11 protein-coding genes and 1 pseudogene are annotated in these 18,523 nt (G+C 68.7%); 2 read left to right on the top strand and 10 right to left on the bottom strand.

Annotation, left to right across the window (positions count from 1 at the left end; translation table 11 throughout):
- Nucleotides 1–78: 78 nt before the first annotated feature.
- The 10 genes and pseudogenes from selD to C882_RS14370 form a co-directional block, all read right to left on the bottom strand.
- Nucleotides 79–2,076: pseudogene (selD, locus tag C882_RS25820) on the bottom strand (selenide, water dikinase SelD); the annotation flags it as partial.
- 393 nt (nucleotides 2,077–2,469) lie between these two features.
- Nucleotides 2,470–5,079 (bottom strand): PAS domain-containing protein, encoded by a 2,610-nt coding sequence (locus C882_RS23360; RefSeq protein WP_009541344.1) that lies wholly within the window; start codon nucleotides 5,077–5,079, stop codon nucleotides 2,470–2,472.
- Nucleotides 5,080–5,253: 174 nt separating this feature from the next.
- Entirely contained in the window at nucleotides 5,254–5,619 is a 366-nt protein-coding gene (locus tag C882_RS14335; RefSeq protein WP_009541345.1) for a response regulator, read from the bottom strand.
- Nucleotides 5,609–9,472, bottom strand: a complete 3,864-nt coding sequence (locus C882_RS14340; protein WP_052000170.1) for a chemotaxis protein CheB — start codon at nucleotides 9,470–9,472, stop codon at nucleotides 5,609–5,611. Before C882_RS14340 ends, C882_RS14335 begins: the two co-directional genes overlap by 11 nt.
- Nucleotides 9,473–9,685: 213 nt before the next feature.
- Complete coding sequence (locus C882_RS14345; protein ID WP_009541347.1) at nucleotides 9,686–10,072, bottom strand: response regulator; 387 nt, start codon at nucleotides 10,070–10,072, stop codon at nucleotides 9,686–9,688.
- Between the two features lie 288 nt (nucleotides 10,073–10,360).
- On the bottom strand, nucleotides 10,361–10,807 hold the full coding sequence (locus C882_RS14350; RefSeq protein WP_009541348.1) for a DUF488 domain-containing protein: 447 nt from the start codon (nucleotides 10,805–10,807) through the stop codon (nucleotides 10,361–10,363).
- Between the two features lie 4 nt (nucleotides 10,808–10,811).
- The gene (locus tag C882_RS14355; protein WP_009541349.1) at nucleotides 10,812–11,792 is read right to left on the bottom strand and encodes a haloalkane dehalogenase; all 981 of its coding nucleotides are present in this window, start codon (nucleotides 11,790–11,792) and stop codon (nucleotides 10,812–10,814) included.
- A gap of 226 nt (nucleotides 11,793–12,018) precedes the next feature.
- The gene (gene torA, locus C882_RS14360) at nucleotides 12,019–14,508 is read right to left on the bottom strand and encodes a trimethylamine-N-oxide reductase TorA (RefSeq protein WP_009541350.1); all 2,490 of its coding nucleotides are present in this window, start codon (nucleotides 14,506–14,508) and stop codon (nucleotides 12,019–12,021) included.
- Nucleotides 14,509–14,776: 268 nt separating this feature from the next.
- Nucleotides 14,777–15,421 carry a TorD/DmsD family molecular chaperone gene (locus C882_RS23365; RefSeq protein WP_009541351.1) on the bottom strand — a complete coding sequence of 215 codons (645 nt, stop codon included), beginning with the start codon at nucleotides 15,419–15,421 and terminating at the stop codon, nucleotides 14,777–14,779.
- A 31-nt stretch (nucleotides 15,422–15,452) separates the two neighbouring features.
- On the bottom strand, nucleotides 15,453–16,151 hold the full coding sequence (locus C882_RS14370) for a response regulator transcription factor (protein ID WP_009541352.1): 699 nt from the start codon (nucleotides 16,149–16,151) through the stop codon (nucleotides 15,453–15,455).
- A gap of 218 nt (nucleotides 16,152–16,369) precedes the next feature.
- Here C882_RS14370 and C882_RS14375 point away from each other — a divergent pair, with 218 nt between their 5' ends.
- A complete protein-coding gene (locus C882_RS14375; RefSeq protein ID WP_043645695.1) occupies nucleotides 16,370–17,530 on the top strand; it encodes a NapC/NirT family cytochrome c in 1,161 nt (386 codons plus the stop codon).
- Between the two features lie 30 nt (nucleotides 17,531–17,560).
- Nucleotides 17,561–18,427: a DUF5131 family protein gene (locus tag C882_RS14380; RefSeq protein WP_009541355.1), complete on the top strand. Its 867-nt coding sequence runs from the start codon at nucleotides 17,561–17,563 to the stop codon at nucleotides 18,425–18,427.
- Nucleotides 18,428–18,523: the final 96 nt, after the last annotated feature.

Raw genomic sequence — 18,523 nt, forward strand, 5'->3', positions numbered from 1 at the left:
CGTCACGCGGGGAGCAGCCCCCGCGCGCGGCGCCACGACGCCAACCTCCGCTGCGTCGTGCCCCAACTCCCGCAGGCGCGCCACCACGGCCGCCGCCTCATCCGCCGGCACGCCCGCCAGCAATCCGCCAGCTGTCTGCGGGTCAAGCAGCAGCATGTGGCGGGGATCGGCGGGATCGAACCCAGCCGCCCTCACGGCGAATCGCGCGTTGGCCGGATGCAGCGTGCTCACCCGGCCGGCCGCCAGGCATTCAAGGGCGCCCGGGAGGGCTGGAACGGCCGCCCGATCGATGATCGCGTCGACACCTGACGCTTCCAGCATTTCCGTGAGGTGGCCGAGCAGCCCGAAGCCGGTGACGTCGGTGCATCCGGCGGCGCCTGCCTCCCGCAGGACCGTCGCCGCCGCCCCGCTCTGCCGCTGCATGACATCGGTGGCAGCGGCGAGCCAGCGCGCCTTCGCCGCGCCGTGCATGGCCGCCGCAAACAGGGTGCCCGTGCCGAGCGGCTTGGTAAGCACGAGGCGATCGCCGACGCGCAGGCCGTCCTTTCCCGACGTGGAGCCGGCCGGCATTGCGCCCGTGACCGTCAGGCCGATGGTCAGGCTGTCGGTCTCGAAGGTGTGGCCGCCGGACAAGGCGCAGCCGCTTTCGCCCAGCACATCGCGCAGTCCCGCGAGCACCTGCGTCAAATCGGCTTCGACCACCGGATCGGCACCCGCCGGAAGCCCCACGACGGCCAGAGCCGTCAGGGCGCGCGCGCCGACGGCATGAAGGTCTCCCAGCGCGTGCGCCGCCGTGATGCGTCCAGCCACCCAGGGGTCGCTGACGGGTGCGCGGAACTGGTCCACCGACTGGACCAGCCGTTCGCCCGGCGCGGGGGAGGGCAGGGGCGCGGCATCCGCCGGGATATCGGGCAGGCCCACCGTCCTCAGCGCGCGCCTCAGGACGTCCGCCCCAAGCTTGCCGCCGCACCCGGCGCACCGCATGGCGGTCGGCTCGGCGGGCGTTCCCGTCATCGCCGGAAGGTGCTGGTACTGTTTCATCCAGCGGCGGTCGATGGCGTCCTTCAGGCGCCACAGCCACCGGCCCTCAAGCGCCCACCGTCCGCGCGAGGCGATGGCCCGGCCGTCGGAGGTGCCGATCAGCGCGAGCATCCGCCGCTGAGGACGGAAGGGCTTCGGCTCCAGCCCCTGCAGGACACGCCGCAGGTTCCGCTCCAGCGGCGGACCCTGGCGGACGGCGACGACCCCGGCCTTCGGGCGCGGATGGTCGATCATCGTGGCCACGTCGCCGGCGGCGAAAACGAGGTCGTCGTTGAGGGCCCGCAGGCAATCGTCGACGGCAATGAAGCCCTCGTCCGTCAGTGCGAGCCCCGTCTGCGGCAGCCAGTCCGCCGCGCCCGCCTGCGTCGCCCACAGCAGCCCGTCGCAGGAGAACCGCCGGCCGTCCCCGCTGACGACCGCGCCGGCGTCGACCTGCACGACGTCCACATGCTCGTGCGCGGCGATCCCCCTACGGCTCAGCGCGCGGCGCAGATACCCGGCGGCGCGGCGTCCGTGACCCGCCAGCAGGGGGCCGCGCGTCAGCAGTCTCACCTCGGGCGCATGGTTCGGCGGACGCATGGTGCGAAGGCGGCGCTCCGCAGCCAGGGCCACCTCGGCCCCCGCCGCACCGCCCCCCACGATGAGCAGCCGGAACGGCCGGTCCAACCGTGCCGCATGGTTCAGAACGCCGTCCCACCGCTTTTCCAGGCGCGCGATCGGCTTGAGGCAGACCGCGTGTTCGGCGGCACCGGGTACGCTTACGCGCGGGGTCGAGCCGATGTCCAGCGACAGGACGTCGTAATGCAGCGGGAGGCGCCCCGGGAGCAGAACCTCTCGCCGCTTGCGGTCCATGCCAACGGCTTCCCCATGGATGAGCCGGGCCCCGGCGAACCGGCACAGGCGGTCGAGATCGAGGTGCATTTCATCGTGGGTATAGAGGCCGGCGATCCGGCCGGGCAGCATCCCGCTATAGGGCGTTTCCACGTCCCGCGCGACCAGCGTCACCCGCACGCCGGGCTCGGGCTTCATTCCCATCCGCTTCAGGACGTGAACGTGCGCGTGCCCGCCCCCGAGCAGTATCAGGTCCTTGTGTATCAGGCCGCTCCTCCCGTCGCGTCGCGCCGCCCGCCCGGCTGCTGCGTCGTCAATGGGAGGAACGGTCAAGGTCCACAGGCGGTGGCAATCCGCGCCGCCGCCGCCGTGGCCGCGGCGTCTTGCCCCGGCAGCGCCACCACCCGCACGCCAGCGGTCCCCATGAACTTCCGTCCGGTGTCGGCGTAAGCCCGCTTCATCTGCGAGGACTGCCAGCGTTCTGCCGTGATCGCGGCAGACGCCCTGGTTTCCGTCTTCGACGATGTCCGGTCGGCACTGGCCATTTCGCAGCGGGTGAGGCTGGCGGGGCCGGCGCCTCGGTCAATCAAGACACGCCTACCCGCCGCCGACGAGCGCCGCCAGGACCGAGATGAGTCGATGCGGCGGGGCGGGCTTTTCAATGCGCGGGGCGTCGGAAAGCTCCGGCGGGAATGTGATCGTCTCCGAATAGCCGGTCGTGAAGACGAAGGGAATGTCGCGCTCCCGCAGGACCCGCGCCGCCGGCCAGACGAACTCTTCGTTCAGGTTGATGTCGAGCACTGCCCCGTCCAGGGCGTCCACGTCGGCGCTGCGCAATGCATGGCCGAGGGTGGGGGCGGGGCCGATGACGGAACAGCCGGCGGCCCGCAGGGCATCCCCCATCTCCTCGGCCACGAGGTGCTGGTCCTCGACCAGAAGGATTCGTCGGCCCTTCAGGGCTTCGGGATGCCCGGCCGCAGGCTTCGGGGTCCGGCGCGCGGCAGGCCCATCCCGGTCGTCCGGGGCCCGCAGCCGGTGGAGCGGCAGGTCGAAGGCGACCTTGAGCCCGTCCCGCGCGAAATCGAGCGTGACGGTGCCGCTCAGCTCAAACGCCACCGCCTGTTCGATCAGGCGAGAGCCGAAGCCCTTGCGCTCCGGCGGCTCCTCGATCGGCGGGCCGCCGTGCTCGGCCCACCGCAGCACCAGGCGGCGGCCGTCGTCGTCGTGCAGCGACCAATCTATGGTGACGCGCCCGTCGGGGGTGGAGAGTGCGCCATACTTGGCGGCGTTGGTGACCAACTCGTGCAGCGCCAGCGACAGCGTCTGCGCCGCCTTAGGGGTCACCCGCAGGTCCGGCCCCGTCATTCGGATGCGCGGGGCCTCGGCATCGACATAGGGGCCGACGGCGTCGTCGATCAGGTCGCGAAACCGCGCCCCTTCCCACCGGCTGGCGGCCAGGAGCGCGTGCGACTGCGCCAGGGCCTCGATGCGGCCGACGAAGGCCCTGGCGCCCGTGCCGTCGTTTCCGCCACTCCGTCCCAGGCTCTGCTGGGCGATCGCCTGGACCACCGCGAGGACGTTCTTCACGCGATGGTCCAACTCGGCCATCAGCATGGTCTGGTGCTCCTCGGCCATTTTGCGGTCGGTGACGTCGATCGCGGCGCCGAACCACTCGACGATCTCGCCGTCGTCGCCGAGCAGCGGGACCGCCCGCGACCGCATCCAGCCGACGCTGCCGTCCACACGGTGCACACGGTGCTCCTGATCGAAGATCGTCTTGCCGCTGATCGCTTCATCGATGGCCGCTGTGACCTGGGGCCGGTCATCGGGAGGTATGTAGGCGTCCATCCAGTTCTGGCGCGGTTCCTCCGTGTCCGCCATGAAGCCGCGCCCCTCCAGGTCCCGCATCTCCGACCAGTCGGCGCTCATGCGGTAGACGACGTTGGAGGTCGAGGTGACCAGGGCGCGGAACCGTTCCTCGCTCTCGCGCAGGGCCCGTTCGAGCGTCTTCTGGTCGGTGACGTCGCGGAAGATGTGGGCCGCGCCGATCTGGTGCCCGTCCCGGTCGCGCACCGGGCTGAAACGCAGGTCGTAGACGCGCGTGTCGGCCTTCGACGGCCCGAATTCCATGATCACGTTGAACGCTTCGCCTGCCAATGCGCGATGCCATATCTCCTGGGCCTTCCGCTGCTCCTCCGGCCAGGGCGCCAGCGGCTCCAGCAGGTTTTCTCCGATGCGAATGCGGTGGCCCCAGAGCTTTTCGTACTCGCGCCCGTAGGCGTCGTTGAAGTAAAGGGTCCGGTAGCTGGTATCGAGCGCGGCGATGAGGTCCTGGGTGCCCTGTGTGATCCCGTCGATCATCGCGTGCGCCCGGCTCAACTCCTCCTCCGCCCGCACGCGGGCCGTGATGTCGAGGAAGTAAAGCGCCACCCCTTCCGCATGGGGATAGCAGCGCGCGTAGAACCATGCGTCGAGCGGCGGATAGTAGGCCTCCACGGTCGTCGCCACCCGCTCGGTCATCGTCCTGCGGTAGGGCGCGCCGAAGGCGGTGTCGTCAACACCGGGAAAGATGTCCCAGAACACCTTGCCGAGGATGGCCTGGCCGGACTCCACCATGGGGCGGATGATCTCTTCGCCGCGCGGATTGACGAACGTGATGCGCCAGTCGGCGTCGAAGGTCATGAGGCCGTCGGCAATGCTGTCCACGATGTTCCGCGCCCGTGCCTCGCTCGTCCGCAGGGCAGCCTCGGCCTTTGAGCGGGACCGCTCGGCGACGACGCGGTTCGTGGTTTCCGTCGCCGTGTTCAGGATGCCGCCGATCGTGCCATCCTCAAGGGGGATCTCCATGAAGCTGTAGTCGAACCAGGCGTCCTCGATCCTGCCGTGGCGGCGGATCGGCAGGAACTGGTTCTCGGCATGAGTTGAGCCGTTTCCCGCCAACACGCCGGCGAACAGCGGCCCGATCGTCCCCCAGATTTCCGGGAACACCTCGCGCGCCGGGCGGCCCAGCGCGGCGGGGTGCTTGTCTGCGATCAGGTCGCGCCAGGCGTCGTTGTAGAGAAGGGCGAAGTCGGGCCCCCAATAGATGCCCACCGGAGTGGTCGCGCGGAGCATCATGCCCGCAGCCGTCTTCAGGGGCACCGGCCAGTCCTCCGGATGGCCGAGCGGCGTCGCGGCCCAGTCGTGGGAGCGGATCAGCGCCCCCATGTCGCCGCCTCCGGAAAGGGCGGCCGGCAGTCCATGGTCTTCAGGCAAGCGGTTGCTCCTCTGGTCCCGGCCGTTTGCGGGGCGCAATCGCGTCCGGGCCCGGCGAAAGGAACCACGCGACCACCGGGCCGCCGCCCGAACCATGGCGGGCCGGATTGCGTACGGGTGCACCGGTCAGCTGAACAAATTGTCAAGCGCCGTTGCCAACTGATCGCGGCGGAAGGGCTTCTCCAGGGCTGGCTCGGAAAACCCCAGCCGCGCCAGTTCGCAGCCCCCGTAGCCGGACGCCAGCAGGAACGGAATGCCGGCGTCCCGCAATGACCGGGCGACCGGGGCGGACGACGTGCCGCCGAGGTTGGCGTCCAGGATGCAGCCGTCGATCTCGGCACGGCGTCGGACGATGATGTCCACCGCCTGGTCCACGTTGCCGCACGACCCGATGACCTGATGGCCCAGATCTTCGATCATGTCGGTCAGCGTCATGGCGATGAGGGCCTCGTCCTCCACCACCAGAAGGGCGAGCGTGCCGTCATCGGCCATTGCGGATACTTCCGTCCATCGGCATCTCCATCGAGCAGACGAGGCCATCCGGGCGGTAGTCCAGCGAGACAACACCGTTCAATTCATGGGCCACGCCCTGCTTCAGCATCCGGGTTCCGAAGCCGTTGCGCGTCGGCGGCGTGACCGCGGGGCCGCCGTGTTCGGCCCAGGAGAGACACAGCCGCTTGCCGCCGTTATCCGAATCGACGCGCCACGTCAGCGCGACGTTGCCTTCGGGAACGGACAGGGCGCCATACTTCAGGGCGTTGGTGACAAGTTCGTGCAGCGCCATCGTGAAGGAAATGGTCGCATTCGGCGAGAGCGTGACGTCCGGTCCCTCCACGGCCACGGAGTCGCTGCCGTCCAGGCTGAAGCCCTGCAGCATGTCGTGCACGAGCGTTCGCAGGGACGCGCCCGTCCAGTTGCCGCGCGTCAGCAGCGCGTGGGCGGCGGCCAGCGCCTGGAGCCGCTTTTCGAAGGCGGCGCAGAAATCGTCCATGGTCCCGCTGGACCGCTGGGTCTGGTAGGCCACGGACTGGACGACCGTCAGCATGTTCTTGACGCGGTGATTCAACTCGCCGATGAGCAGCCGCTGGGCCTCCTGCCAGTTGCGCAGTTCGGTGATGTCGCGCACCAGCGCGGTGCCCCGCAACGGCTGTCCCTGCGCGTCGCGCTCGAAGATGCCGGTGGCATGAACATGGCACACCTTGCCGTCGGGATGCGTGACGCGGAATTCCACGTCGAAGTGCCGGCCTTCGCGCATGCTCTCGGTCAGGTGCGCGTCGATCTCCGGCCGGTCGTCGGGCAGCACGCGGTCGAGCCAGTCCCGGTCCGCCATGCCGCTGCCCAGGCCGATGATTTCCTGACCACGGGCATCCCACGTCACTTTCCCGGTCCGCAAGTCCCAGGCGCCCCATCCGACGTGCGAGGCGTTCGTCGCCATGGTCAGCAGGTCGCGCGCCTCGCGCAGTTCCTCCTCGCTGCGCCGCCGCTCGGTCACGTCCGAGGCCGCGCCGAACCACTCCCGGATCTCGCCTTCGTCGTCCAGCAGGGGAACCGCGCGGGATTGCGTCCAGCCGACGGAACCGTCCGCCTGTCGCACCCGGTGCTCCAGTTCGAAGGGCACCTTGTCGCGGACCGACCTCTTGATGCGCTCCCACACGGCGGCCTGATCCTCGAGGAGGATGTATTTGTCGGGCCAGTTTCGGTCGGGCGCTCCCGTATCCTCCAGAAAGCCGCGCCCCTGCAGTTCCCACATCTCCGTCCAGTCGGGGCCCATGCGATACACGACGTCGGAGGTCGCCTGCACCAGGGCGCGGAACCGCTCCTCGCTTTCCTGCATCCGGGCGACCGCCTCCCGCCGCTCCGTCACGTCGATGAAGGTGACGACGATGCCGTCGATGCGGTCGTCAATGGTGCGGTAGGGGCGCAGCCGCATCATCAGCCACCCGCCTTCAGCGGTGGCGACCTCCTGCTCCAGCGGCGCCAGGTCGCGCAGCACGGCAGTGGCATCCGTCGTGATGCCGTCGTAGGTCAGCCGATGGGTGAAATCGGTGATGGTGCGGCCGATGTCGGCCTCGGTGATGTTGAACAGGTCCGCGATGCGCGGCGTGAACATGCGGATGCGCAGTTCCGGGTCGAGAAACAGCGTGCCGATATCGGTGGCGGCGACCAGGTTCTGCAGGTCGCTGTGGGAGGTGGAGACGCTTTCGAGCTTGCTTTTCAGCTCCGAGTTGACCGTCTGCAACTCCTCGTTCATGGACTGCAGTTCCTCCTTCGAGGTCTCCAGTTCCTCGGAGGTGGAGCGGTATTCCTCGTTGATGGACTGCAATTCCTCGTTGGCGACGCGCAGGTCCTGGATGGTGTTCTCGTGCTCGACGCGCGAGTTCTTCAGCCGTTCCTCGGCCGCCCGCAACTCTTCCCGCAGGCGCTGGGTTTCGTCGGCCCCGCCGGAGCCCGCGGCCAGTTCCACCTCCTCGACCGCGCCGCCCTCCAGGAAGAAGACCAGCGCCTGGCTTGCGGGTCCGTCATCGTCCGTGCGGACCGGCGTTACCTGCATGAGCACCCGGCGGCGCGTACCGTTGAAGGCGACCGGCACGGGCAGCGTCAGCGAGTGGTCGCCGTGGTCGAAGGCGCGGCGCAGGGCCGTCCGCAGGTCCAGCCGCAATTCCGGCCGCACCAGACCCGCGAGATCGGCGGTGAAGGGGCCGGCGCTCGGCAGAAGATAGCGGCCGGCGTTGGGCGACAGGTGCAGAATACGATGCTCGTGGTCGACCAGGACGCTTGGCGGCGCGCCGCCCTCCAGCGCGTGGATGTGCGTGGCGCCCAGCCCGCGCTCCCGCTCCTCCCGCTCCGGTTCCCGCGACGGGGCCGGTACGTGCGGCCTGTGCTCGGCCGGCATCTGGTTGAGCTTCGGGAGGTTCCGGGACGCCTGCGGCCGCGCGCGGTAGAGCCGCGCATCGCGGCTGACCGTGAAGAAGATGTCGGGGGTGGCTTCCACCGTCTCGGCCGATCCCACGAACAGGAAGCCGTGCGGTTTCAGGCCGTAATGGAACAGCGTGCAGACCTGGCGCTGCAGTTCCCGTTCCATGTAGATCAGCAGGTTGCGGCAGGTGATGAGGTCCAGGCGCATGAAGGGCGGGTCCTTCAGCACGCTGTGCGTGGCGAAAAGGACGGTGTCGCGCACGTCCTTCTTGACGCGGTAGTGCCGTCCCTCGCGCACGAAGAACCGCCGCAGGCGCTCCTCCGACACGTCGGCCTGTATCGCCTCGGGGTAGCGCGCCTCCCGCGCCGTGCCGAGCGCCCCTTCGTCCAGGTCGGTGGCGAAGATCTGGATCGGCAGTGTCACGCGGCGCCGCTCCGCCTCCTCCAGCAAAAGGATGGCGACGCTGTAGGCCTCTTCGCCGGTGGCGCAACCGGCAACCCAGACCCGGAGACCGGCCTCGGGGTCGGCGTCGTCGAAGATGGGCTTGATGGCGTCCTCCACGAGCACCTCGTAGGCGGAGGGATCGCGGAAGAAGGTGGTGACGGAAATCAGCAGGTCGCTGAAAAGCTCCTGCGCCTCCTCGGGGTTCGTGCTCAGGTAGCCGGCGTAGTCGTGAAGGTTGGTGCGCCGCGTCACCTGCATCCGCCGCGTCACCCGGCGCATGACCGTGGCGCGCTTGTAGCTGGAAAAGTCATGCCCCGTCCGGGCGCGGAGGAAATGCACGATCCGCCGCAATTCGCGCTCTGACTCATCAACATCCAGCGCCCCGACCGCCCGCTTGCTCCGGGTCACCTCGACGAAGCGCTCCACCAGTCGGTCGACGGGACCCACGAAATCGGCCGTGCCCGACGACAGCGCGCTGCGCGGCATCATGGCGTATTCGGCCTCGGCGGGGTCCTGGACGAAGACCACGCCGCCCCCCTCCTTGATCGCGCGCACGCCCACCGCCCCGTCGGAGCCCGCGCCGGAAAGGACGACCGCCATGCCGTCGCCCCGCCCGGCAGCGACCGAGCGGAAGAACATGTCGATGGGGGCACGGTGGCCGCGCGGCTCAGAAAACGGCCGGGCCGACACGTCGTCGCCGTCGATCACCAGTTCCTTGTCCGGCGGGATCACGTAGATGCAGTTGGGGGTCAGGTGCGGGCTGTCTTCCACCTGCTGAACCGGCATGGTCGTGCAAGCGCCCAGGATTTCGGCAAGTTGGCTGGGCCGGTCCGGCGCCAGATGCACGATGACGACATAGGCGAAGCCGAGGTCCGCCGGAAGCTGATTGAAGAACTGCCGCAACGCCGTGATGCCACCGGCCGAGGCTCCTATCGCGCACACTGGTGTGACGGCGGCCTCGTGTGACTTCTGGTGTTTTGTCATTCTTCGTCCTTTCCCGGCCAGGACCCGTCGGCGTCACGGTCTGGTACTGCTTTACAGGTACCAGTGGCCGAGGCCCAAGTCACGACCTTGTCCACTGCGCCGGGGGTGCGCCGGTACCAATACTCCCCCGCCGCCGCCCGGCGGGCGACCAGGCCCGAGGATGACCGGCAGGCCGATGGGACTGGGTCGTTATCCGGGGTGGCGCCTGGAATGTCAGGCGTTCCGCGTTTCCAGCAGGGACTGGAGGGCGCGCTGGAGATGCGCCGGAGCCACGGGCTTGACGAGCCAGGGGGTGTCGCGAAGCGCTGGCGGCAGGTCGGGCGGCGTGTCATATCCCGAGGTAAATATCACCGCCATGCCCCTGGCTGCGGCGCGCTCCGCCGCGCTGTAGCACAGGCCGTCGAGCAATTCGATATCGAGCACCGCGCAGTCGGCATCCGCGGTCGCGGCCAGATCCTCCGCCGAGGCGCAGTCTGCGGCGACGCTGACGACGGTGCATCCCCAATCCTCCAGCATGGTCGACATGGTCAGCGCGATGGACCAGTTGTCCTCCGCCAGAAGAACACGAAGACCCGGAAAGGATGGCGCGGCCGATGGCATCGGTTTGTCCTTGGGCGGCTGTGTCACCAGGCGCGGAAACCTCGCTGGTCGGGGGAGTTGGAACACTCCACCAGCGCTCATGTTCCGCGGGGCTTTCGGCTTAACCGGAACCGGTGAATTCAGTCTTTCGTCCCCGTCGCGCCGGCCTCCGGCCGACTGCGGGCACCTGGGCCAAACCAAAGTCTCACCCCACAGGGCACCGAGCCGAAGACAAAGGCCGAGAGTGCCCGCCGCCGCTCATGCGACACGGCGTCCCCCGTCGATCGCCAAGGGCGTTCTACCTGCGTGTCATAGGTGGTTAACATCGACAGGCACCGCCCACCGGTCCCGCAGGTATTCCGCTGCGAGGCGCCGGTGGCAGTGGTGGGCGGCCGCCTCGCTGCACAGGAGGCAGGCGCGGTCGAAATCCTCCGGCCGGAGGCGCTCCTCAACCCGCCGCGCCGCGATCAGGGCCAGGTAGCGGTCGGCGTAGGCGTCCCACCGCTCCACCTTCTTGCGGTAGGCGTCCAGCATCTCGGGCTCCGGCGCCAGCAGCGGTTCGTGCCGGTATCCGATGCCGCCAATGGCGCGCAGGAAGTATGCGAGGTCGCGCGCCTTGGCGAACCCGGCGAGCTGCGACCCCGTCCGCAGCCGCACGTCGACCACCGTCGCCACCTCGGCCTCCCGCAGCCGGCCGAAGAAGTGTTCGGCGCTGGATTGCGTGAAACCGATGGTGGCGAGGGTGATGTCGGCCACGGTTTCAGTCTCCGGTGCCCTGGCGCGTCCGGCGCAGCCAGTCGGCGAGGGCGCGGCCAATGGCTTCCGGCTGGTCTTCCTGGATGTAGTGCAGTCCTTCGCCGATGAAGGCCGTCTCGATGGTCTTCAGGTTGGCCGCCAGCCACTCGGCCACGGGCGGCGGGTTGAGCGCGCCGGGGCGCGCGTAGACGTGCAGGAACGGCATGTCGGTCTCCCGCATCCAGGAAAAGTAGGTCTCCAACTCGCGCACCACGTCGGCCGGTTCCCCGGCGATGGGCAGTTCGCGGGGAAAGACGAGGATGGGCTTGCGCGTCCGGTCCTCGGGCGCGAAGGGCGCGCGGTAGTTGTCCATGACCTCCGCCGGCAGGTCCCGCATGACCGCGCCGGGCAGAATCTGCTCGATGAAGATGTGGTCGTCATGGACCATCTTCTCGCCCACGCCATCGGTCCGCAGGTCGCGGAAGACGGGGCCGAAGTCGCCCATGGCCTCCAGCGAGGGGATGGGATAGGCCGGCGGCACCAGCGCTTCCATGAAGGCGACGGCGGCCACATTGTCAGGGTTGCGGGCGGCGTAGTGCAGGCCGATGGCCGAGCCCCAGTCGTGCAGGACGAAGGTGATGTCCTCCAGCGCCATGGCGTCGATGAAGGCGTCCATGTAGGCGCGATGGTCGGCGTAGGTGTAGGCGATGTCCGGCTGGCCGGAGCGTCCGAAACCGATCAGGTCGACGGCGATGACGCGGCCGTGCGGCTCCAGGTAGGGGATGACGTTGCGCCACAGGTAGGACCACGTCGGGTTGCCGTGCAGCAGGACGATGGGGTCGCCCTGGCCGGTCTCCACATAGGCCATGGTGGAGTCCAGCACGTCGACGGTTCGGGGCTCGTAGGGGAACTCCGCGCCGGGTTCCTGGGCCTGGGCCGGCGTGGAAAGCGTCAGCGCGGCCGCCAGCGTCGCGGCGGCCAGGACGGGCAGAGGCAGGTGTCGCATGGGTCGGGCTCCCATTGTGCGGGTCGCGCATCCCCCCTTAATACGCGTCGCTGATTGAAATCATCGACGCTGCGTTCAGTCGGCACGCAGCCTCACGCGCCATAAGGCGCGGCGGCCGGTCGGCCTTGCCGGACGACAAGTGTACGTCTTCGAGTGTCGTCCGGTATGATACAGACGGGGCCGCGACGGTGGTGCGTCGCGGCCCCGGTGCCTGTGCGGCCCTGGTTCAGCTGCTGATGGGCGGGCGGTCGAAGGCGGTCACCGGCGGTGCCTCGCCCTCGTACTTCTCCACGTCGCCGATGGCGGTGTGGCCGCAGTTGCCCTGGGCGAGCTTGGACGTGCCCTTGTCGACGGCCAGCACGTTGGCGCTGCCGTACTTGTCCAGCGCGCCGGGCTCGCCGCGCTTGGCCGGGTCGTACCAGCCGCCTTCGTTGACGCGCACCACGCCCGGACGAACGCGGTCGGTCACCACGGCGCCGGCCAGGATTTCGCCCCGGTCGTTGAAGACGCGGACGATGTCGCCGTCGGCGATGCCGCGGGCCTCGGCATCCTGCGGGTTGATGAGCATGGGCTCGCGGCCGTTGACCACGTACTCGTCACGCAGGTTGGCCGCCCCCGACAGCTGCGAGTGCAGGCGGTACTTGGGGTGGGCCGTGTCGATATGCAGCGGGAACTTGGCGTCCGCGGCGCCGGTCCACTCCACGGGTTCCATCCAGGTGGCGTGCGGCGGGCAGTCGTCGTAGCCCATCTGCTCGATGGCGCGCGAGTAGATCTCGATCTTGCCCGAGGGCGTGCCGAGCGGCTCCAGCAGCGGTTCCTCGCGGTAGTCGGCGTAGCGGACGTAGTTCAGTCCCTCCTCGTCGGGCTCGAAGACCAGCGGCTCGTTGGCGTCCCAGAAGGCGTCGAAGTCCGGCATGTCGATGCGGCGGGCCTTCGCCTGGTCGAGTGCGGCGTCATAGAACTGCCGGATCCAGTCCATCTCCGACTTGCCCTCGTCGAAGCCGTTGCCGTAGCCCAGCTTCCTGGCGACGTCGTTGAAGATGTCGAAGTCGCTGCGCGCCTCGAACACGGGATCGACGATCTTGTGCATCCCGGCCATCAGGCGGAGCGAGTAACTGCCGCCCTGCTCGATGTCGTTGCGCTCGTACGACGTGGTGGCCGGCAGGACGATGTCGGCGAACTTGGCCGTCGGCGTCCAGTAGATGTCGTGGACGATGACGGTCTCGGGCTTCTGCCACGCCTTCACGAGGCGGTTGGTGTCCTGGTGATGGACGAAGGGGTTGCCGCCCACCCAGTAGATGAGCTGGATGTCGGGATAGGTGACCTTGTCGCCGTTGAAGTCGATGGTCTCGCCAGGGTTGAGCAGCATGTCGGCGATGCGTGCCAGCGGAATGCTCGCGAGGCCGCTCTTTTCCAGCCATGCGGCGCCCTCCACCGCCTTGCCGGTGGCGGTGATGCCCGGCAGGATCGGGGCGTTGGCGGTCGGCGTGCCGCCGTTGGAGTAATGGTAGGACAGGCCGAAGCCGCCGCCGGGCAGGCCGATCTGCCCCAGCATGCTGGCCAGCGTGACCAGCGCCCAGTGGGCCTGTTCGCCATGGTCCATGCGCTGCATGGCCCAGCCGCTCATGAGCATGGTGCGGTTGGCCGCGCAGTCGCGGGCGAGCTGGCGGATGACGTCGGCGGGAATTTCGGTGATCTGTTCAGCCCACTCCGGGGTCTTCTCCACCCCATCGGCGGCCTGGCCCATGAGGTACTTCTCGAACTCCTCGTAGCCGACGGTGTATTCGTCCAGGAACGCGGTGTCGTGCAGTCCTTCCTTTGCCAGCGTGTGGCACATGGCGAGCATCATGGCGACATCGGTCTGCGGCCGGGGCGCGATCCATTCGGCGCCCAGGTACTCGATGCTTTCGCTGCGCACCGGGTCGATGGCGACCACACGGGTGCCCTTTTCCTTGAGCGCGGCCATGCCCTCGTAGCCGCCGTGCTCGGCCAGGATCCAGTCGATCTGGTTGGTGATGGACGGGTTGGCGCCCCACAGCACCACAAGCTCGCTGTTTTCCACGACCACCGGCCAGGCGGTCTGCTGTTCATAGACCTCCAGCCGGCCGACCACGTGCGGCATGATGACCTGGGAGGCGCCGGTGGAGTAGTCGCCGGTGTGGTTGATATAGCCGCCGTGCAGGTTCAGCAGCCGGCCCAGCAGGTTGCGGCAGTTGTGCAGCTTGCCCACACTCTTCCAGCCGTAGGAGCCGCCGAAGATGGCTTCGTTGCCGTGCTGCTCCTTCACGCGGTTCAGTTCCTTGGAGACCAGCTCGATGGCCTCGTCCCAGGAGACGCGGACGAATTCCTCCGACCCGCGCGCGGCGTCGTTGGCCTGCGGGCCGTTCTTCAGGAAGCCCGCGCGCACCATGGGGTAGCGAATGCGCGAAGCGGAGTACACCGAGTCGGGCAGGCCCTGGAGCATCGGCGTCGGGTGCTTGTCGGCCTCAATGGGGATGGCGGTCACGAACTTGCCGTCCTTGACCTCCGCCTTGAAGACGCCCCAGTGCGACCCGGACAGGATCGGCCCGGCGGCCCCTTGCGCGAACGCCTTGCGGCCGCTGGACAGGACGGACGCACCGCCGACGGCGGCAAGCCCGGCCAGCGCCGATGATCCCTGAAGGAACAGGCGGCGGCTCACGTCACCGTCGTGCGCGTGCTTTGACTGGAAACCCATCGTTGCCTCCCTACTATGCGCGACGCCGATTGCCATCGTCGTCGCTGCGTTCATGCGGCCCGCAGCCTCGCGCGCCAGCAGGCGCGGCGGCCGGTCGGCCTTGCCGGACGACAAGCACCTGAGCCCAGGTGTCGTCCGGCCCTGCGCCGGTGTCTCGACATGCGATCGCGTCGAGGCCGGGATTGACCATGGGAGGGAGCATACAGGGCCGTCGTTAATGCCCTTCGATTTGTATGTGAAATAGCGGCGACAACTTGTTATCGCCTTGTTAATCGGTTTCTCGCGCATAGAAGGCGGCCACGGCCGTCTCCGCCAGACGGGCGGCGGCGGCGTAGTAACCGGTCGGATCATCCCGGTCCACCCGTTCCCGGAAGGGCGTCAGCCAGGGCGCCACATCGGCGCGCGCAAACGCCGCCTGCGCCGCGAACAGGCTGGATGCCCGCGCCGCGTCCGCCGCCTCGCGCCGGGACAGCTCCGCCAGCGCACCCAGCATGATTCCGAAGTGGTCGGCGGGCTCCGCCGTGCCCTCGGCGACGGACAGGTTGTGGGCGTCCAGGACGGCGCGGGCGCGGTCGGTGGCGGCGCCGTGGGTGCGGCCCTCTTCGTAGACGGAGGCGTAGGGATGGGCGGCATCAGGCCCGCCGGCGCCCAGGAACAGGGTGCCAAAGCGCGCCGACAGGGCCAGCGCTGCGTCGGCGTCGCTACCCGCGTCGCGATGCACCGCGCGCAGGGCGTCCAGCATGGCCTCCACCCCGCCGGCCAGGGCGGGGGCTTCGGCCAGGTCGGTGACGGCGCGCTGCCCGAGCGGGCCGCGCAGGGCGGCGATGGCGGCAGCATCGGGCTCGCGCAGAAATACCGACGCCAGCCAGTCCAGAAGGTGTGCACGGTCCGTGGCGGCAAGGATGACGGTCATGATGGCTCCGTTGGCGGGGGACGGGCGCGGCTCAGGGCTGGAAAGCGTAGCCGACGCCGTGGACGGTAATCAGGTGCCGTGGCTCGCGCGGGTTGTCGCCGATCTTGTGGCGCAGGCGATTGACCAGCACGTCGACGGTGCGGTCGCTCGGCGCCCAGTCGCGGTGGCTGATGTAGTCCAGCAACTGGTCGCGGCTCAGCACCTTGCCCTGGCGGCCGGCGAGTGCGGCCAACAATTCGAACTCGCCGCGGGTGAGGTGGACACGCTGCCCCTGGGAATCGGTCAGTTCCCGCCGCTCCAGGCTGAGGCGCCAGTCCGAAAAGATGATGGGGCGGTCCCCGGCCGCAGCGTCGCGCAGGGCCCGGCCGCGCGCCAGTAACCTGCGCACGCGCGCGGCGACCTCGCGCGGGTCGCGGTTGCGCTCCACCACGTCGTCGGCGCCGGCCTCCAGCCCCAGAATGCAGTCCACCGGGTCGGCCTTGTCGCACAGCACGATGACGCCGAACTCACTGGCCCGTTGCAGCGCCTGTACAATGTCGACGCCGCCGGGCGGAGGCATGTCGGCGTCCAGAACGATGACCGCCGGCCGCGTGCCATTGACATGCATCGCGCGCGGGTCCGACCAGTGTTCCGTCCGCACATCCAGGCCGCTGCCCTCCAGTAGGGCGATCAAGGCGCCGTGCTCCTCGTTGCGGGGGCCGGTCAGCAGGACGGTAGGCTTAGCACTCATTCGCTTTCTTCTTGTCGGTTGCGCCCCGGTATAGAATATACCCAAGCGTATATTGGATTGACTTGGGATAAATTTTGTATATGGAACGTTAACATTTGCGGGCGATCTTTAACAAGAGGACACGCCCTGTTTAGGTGGGGGCCGCAAACCCGTTAACGAGGCCCTGCTACGGTTCACCCCATACCACGCATGACCGTTCGGGAACCAAGGGGTGTATCATGTTCAAAAGAATTTGGGGTTGGCTGCGTCGGCCGTCCTCCTTGGCGTGGAGCGTCGTCTTCCTGCTCGGGATCGTGGTCGCTGTCGGTGGCTGGGGCGTGGCGCACACGGCCATGACGGCCACCTCGTCCAACGAGTTCTGCGTGTCCTGCCACGAGATGGGCACGCCGCTGGCCGAGTACCAGAAAACGGTCCACTACCAGAATCCGACCGGCGTGCGGGCCGGCTGCTCGGACTGCCACGTCCCGGAAACGGGCTGGCCGTACCTGCAGGCCAAGGTCCGCGCCAGCAAGGACCTCTACCACCACCTGATCGGCACCCTGGCGACCCCCGAGGACTACGAGGAACACCGCCTGGAGATGGCGCAAGCCGTCTGGGACCGCATGAAGGCGAACGACAGCAGCGAGTGCCGCAGCTGCCACGCCTTCGACGCCATGACCGTGGATGCCCAAAAGCAGGAGGCGCAGAAGCGCCACACCGAGGCCATGGAAACCGGCGGCACCTGCATCGACTGCCACAAGGGCATCGCCCACAGCCTGCCGGACATGAAGAAGGCCTTCGCCCGCGCCTTCGAGGAGTTGAAGGAAACCGCCGCCGACGCGGACCTGGAGGACACCGCCTACACGCTGGAAACCATGCCCTTCTATCTGGAGCAGGGAGGCGACCAGAAGGCCGGTCAGCTTCTGCCGGCGACGGAACTGAAGATCACCGAACAAAGCGGTGACTGGCTGAAGGCCACCGTCTCCGGCTGGCGCCAGGAAGGGGCGGAGAGCGTCATCTACGGCGCGCCGGGCCAGCGCATCCTGACGGCCGTCATGGCCAAGCCGACGGTGGAGCAGGCCGAGGTGGGCGAGGGCAAGGTGCTGCCCGAGACCGGCCAGACCTGGATGCCCGTCAGCGTCGACGTCTGGCTGCCGCAGGAAAGCGTGACGGCAAGCATCGAGCCGGTGTGGAGCTATGCGGAATCGATCTACCAGGGCGACTGCGCCACCTGCCACACGGCGCACACGCCGAACCACTTCCTCGCCAATCAGTGGATCGGGCAGTTGAAGTCCATGGAACGCTTCAGCCAGCTGTCCAAGGAACAAAACCGGCTGGTACTGAAATTCCTCCAGTACCACGCCAAGGACATGACGCAGACCGCCGCCGCCGGTCACTGATTGCGCGGCAACGGAACGGGAGGTGCGGGCATGACGGTCTTTTCCACCCGCATCTCCTGTTTCGACGCCACCTGGAACCCGACGTTCGGCTGCGATCACGTTTCCCCGGGTTGCGACAACTGCTATGCCGAAGTGATCGCCAACCGCTTCCACGGCGGCTTTGCACTCCGACTGAAGCCCCACCGCCTGCGCGACGCCGCCCGCTTCAAGCCGGTGCAGACGCCCGAGGGGCCGCGTCCGCCCATCGTCTTCGTCAACTCCATGAGCGACCTGTGGCACGCGGACGTGCCCGACGCCTACCTGGACCAGGTGTTCGACGCCGTGGAGGCCCAGCCGCACGCCGTCTTCGTGTGCCTCACCAAGCGCGTCCCGCGCATGGCGCGCTACTGCGCCGCGCGCTGGGGCGGCCGGGGCGTGCCGGATCATGTCTGGCTGGGCGTGAGCGTCGAGGGCGCGGCGCAGGGCGGGCGCCTCGGCCACCTGCACCGGCTGAGGCGGGAGGTCGGGCCGTTCACGGCGCTCGGCTGCCTGGAACCGCTCATCGCCTCGCCCGAGGGGATGGACCTGTCGGGGCTGGACTGGGTCATCTGCGGCGGCGAGTCCGGTGCGCGGGCGCGGCGGCCGGACCTGGCCTGGATGCGCTGGGTCCGCGATGCCTGCGCCGACGCCGGGATACCGCTGTGGTTCAAGGCCTGGGGCCACTGGCGCCACAATCCGCTGTGGCCGCTGGCACAGGGGCGCACGCTCAAGGAGCGCCGGCTGGACCTTGTCGCGCGCGGGCTGGAATTGACAGGGGACGAGCAGGGCGGGGCGACACTGGACGGCCGCCTCCACCGGCGGCACCCGCACGCCTATGCCCGGCGCGTCGACATGCTGCGGCGGTGCCTTGTGTCATGAAAGAGTGGTCCTGCTTCGCGACGTGGCTGTCGTCGCTGGCGGACGTCCCCCGCGCCAGCGATCACGCCGGCGGCAGCACCAGTCGCAAAAGGGCGC

The sequence above is a fragment of the Caenispirillum salinarum AK4 genome (genome assembly GCF_000315795.1).
Taxonomy (GTDB): Bacteria; Pseudomonadota; Alphaproteobacteria; order Rhodospirillales; family Rhodospirillaceae; genus Caenispirillum; species Caenispirillum salinarum.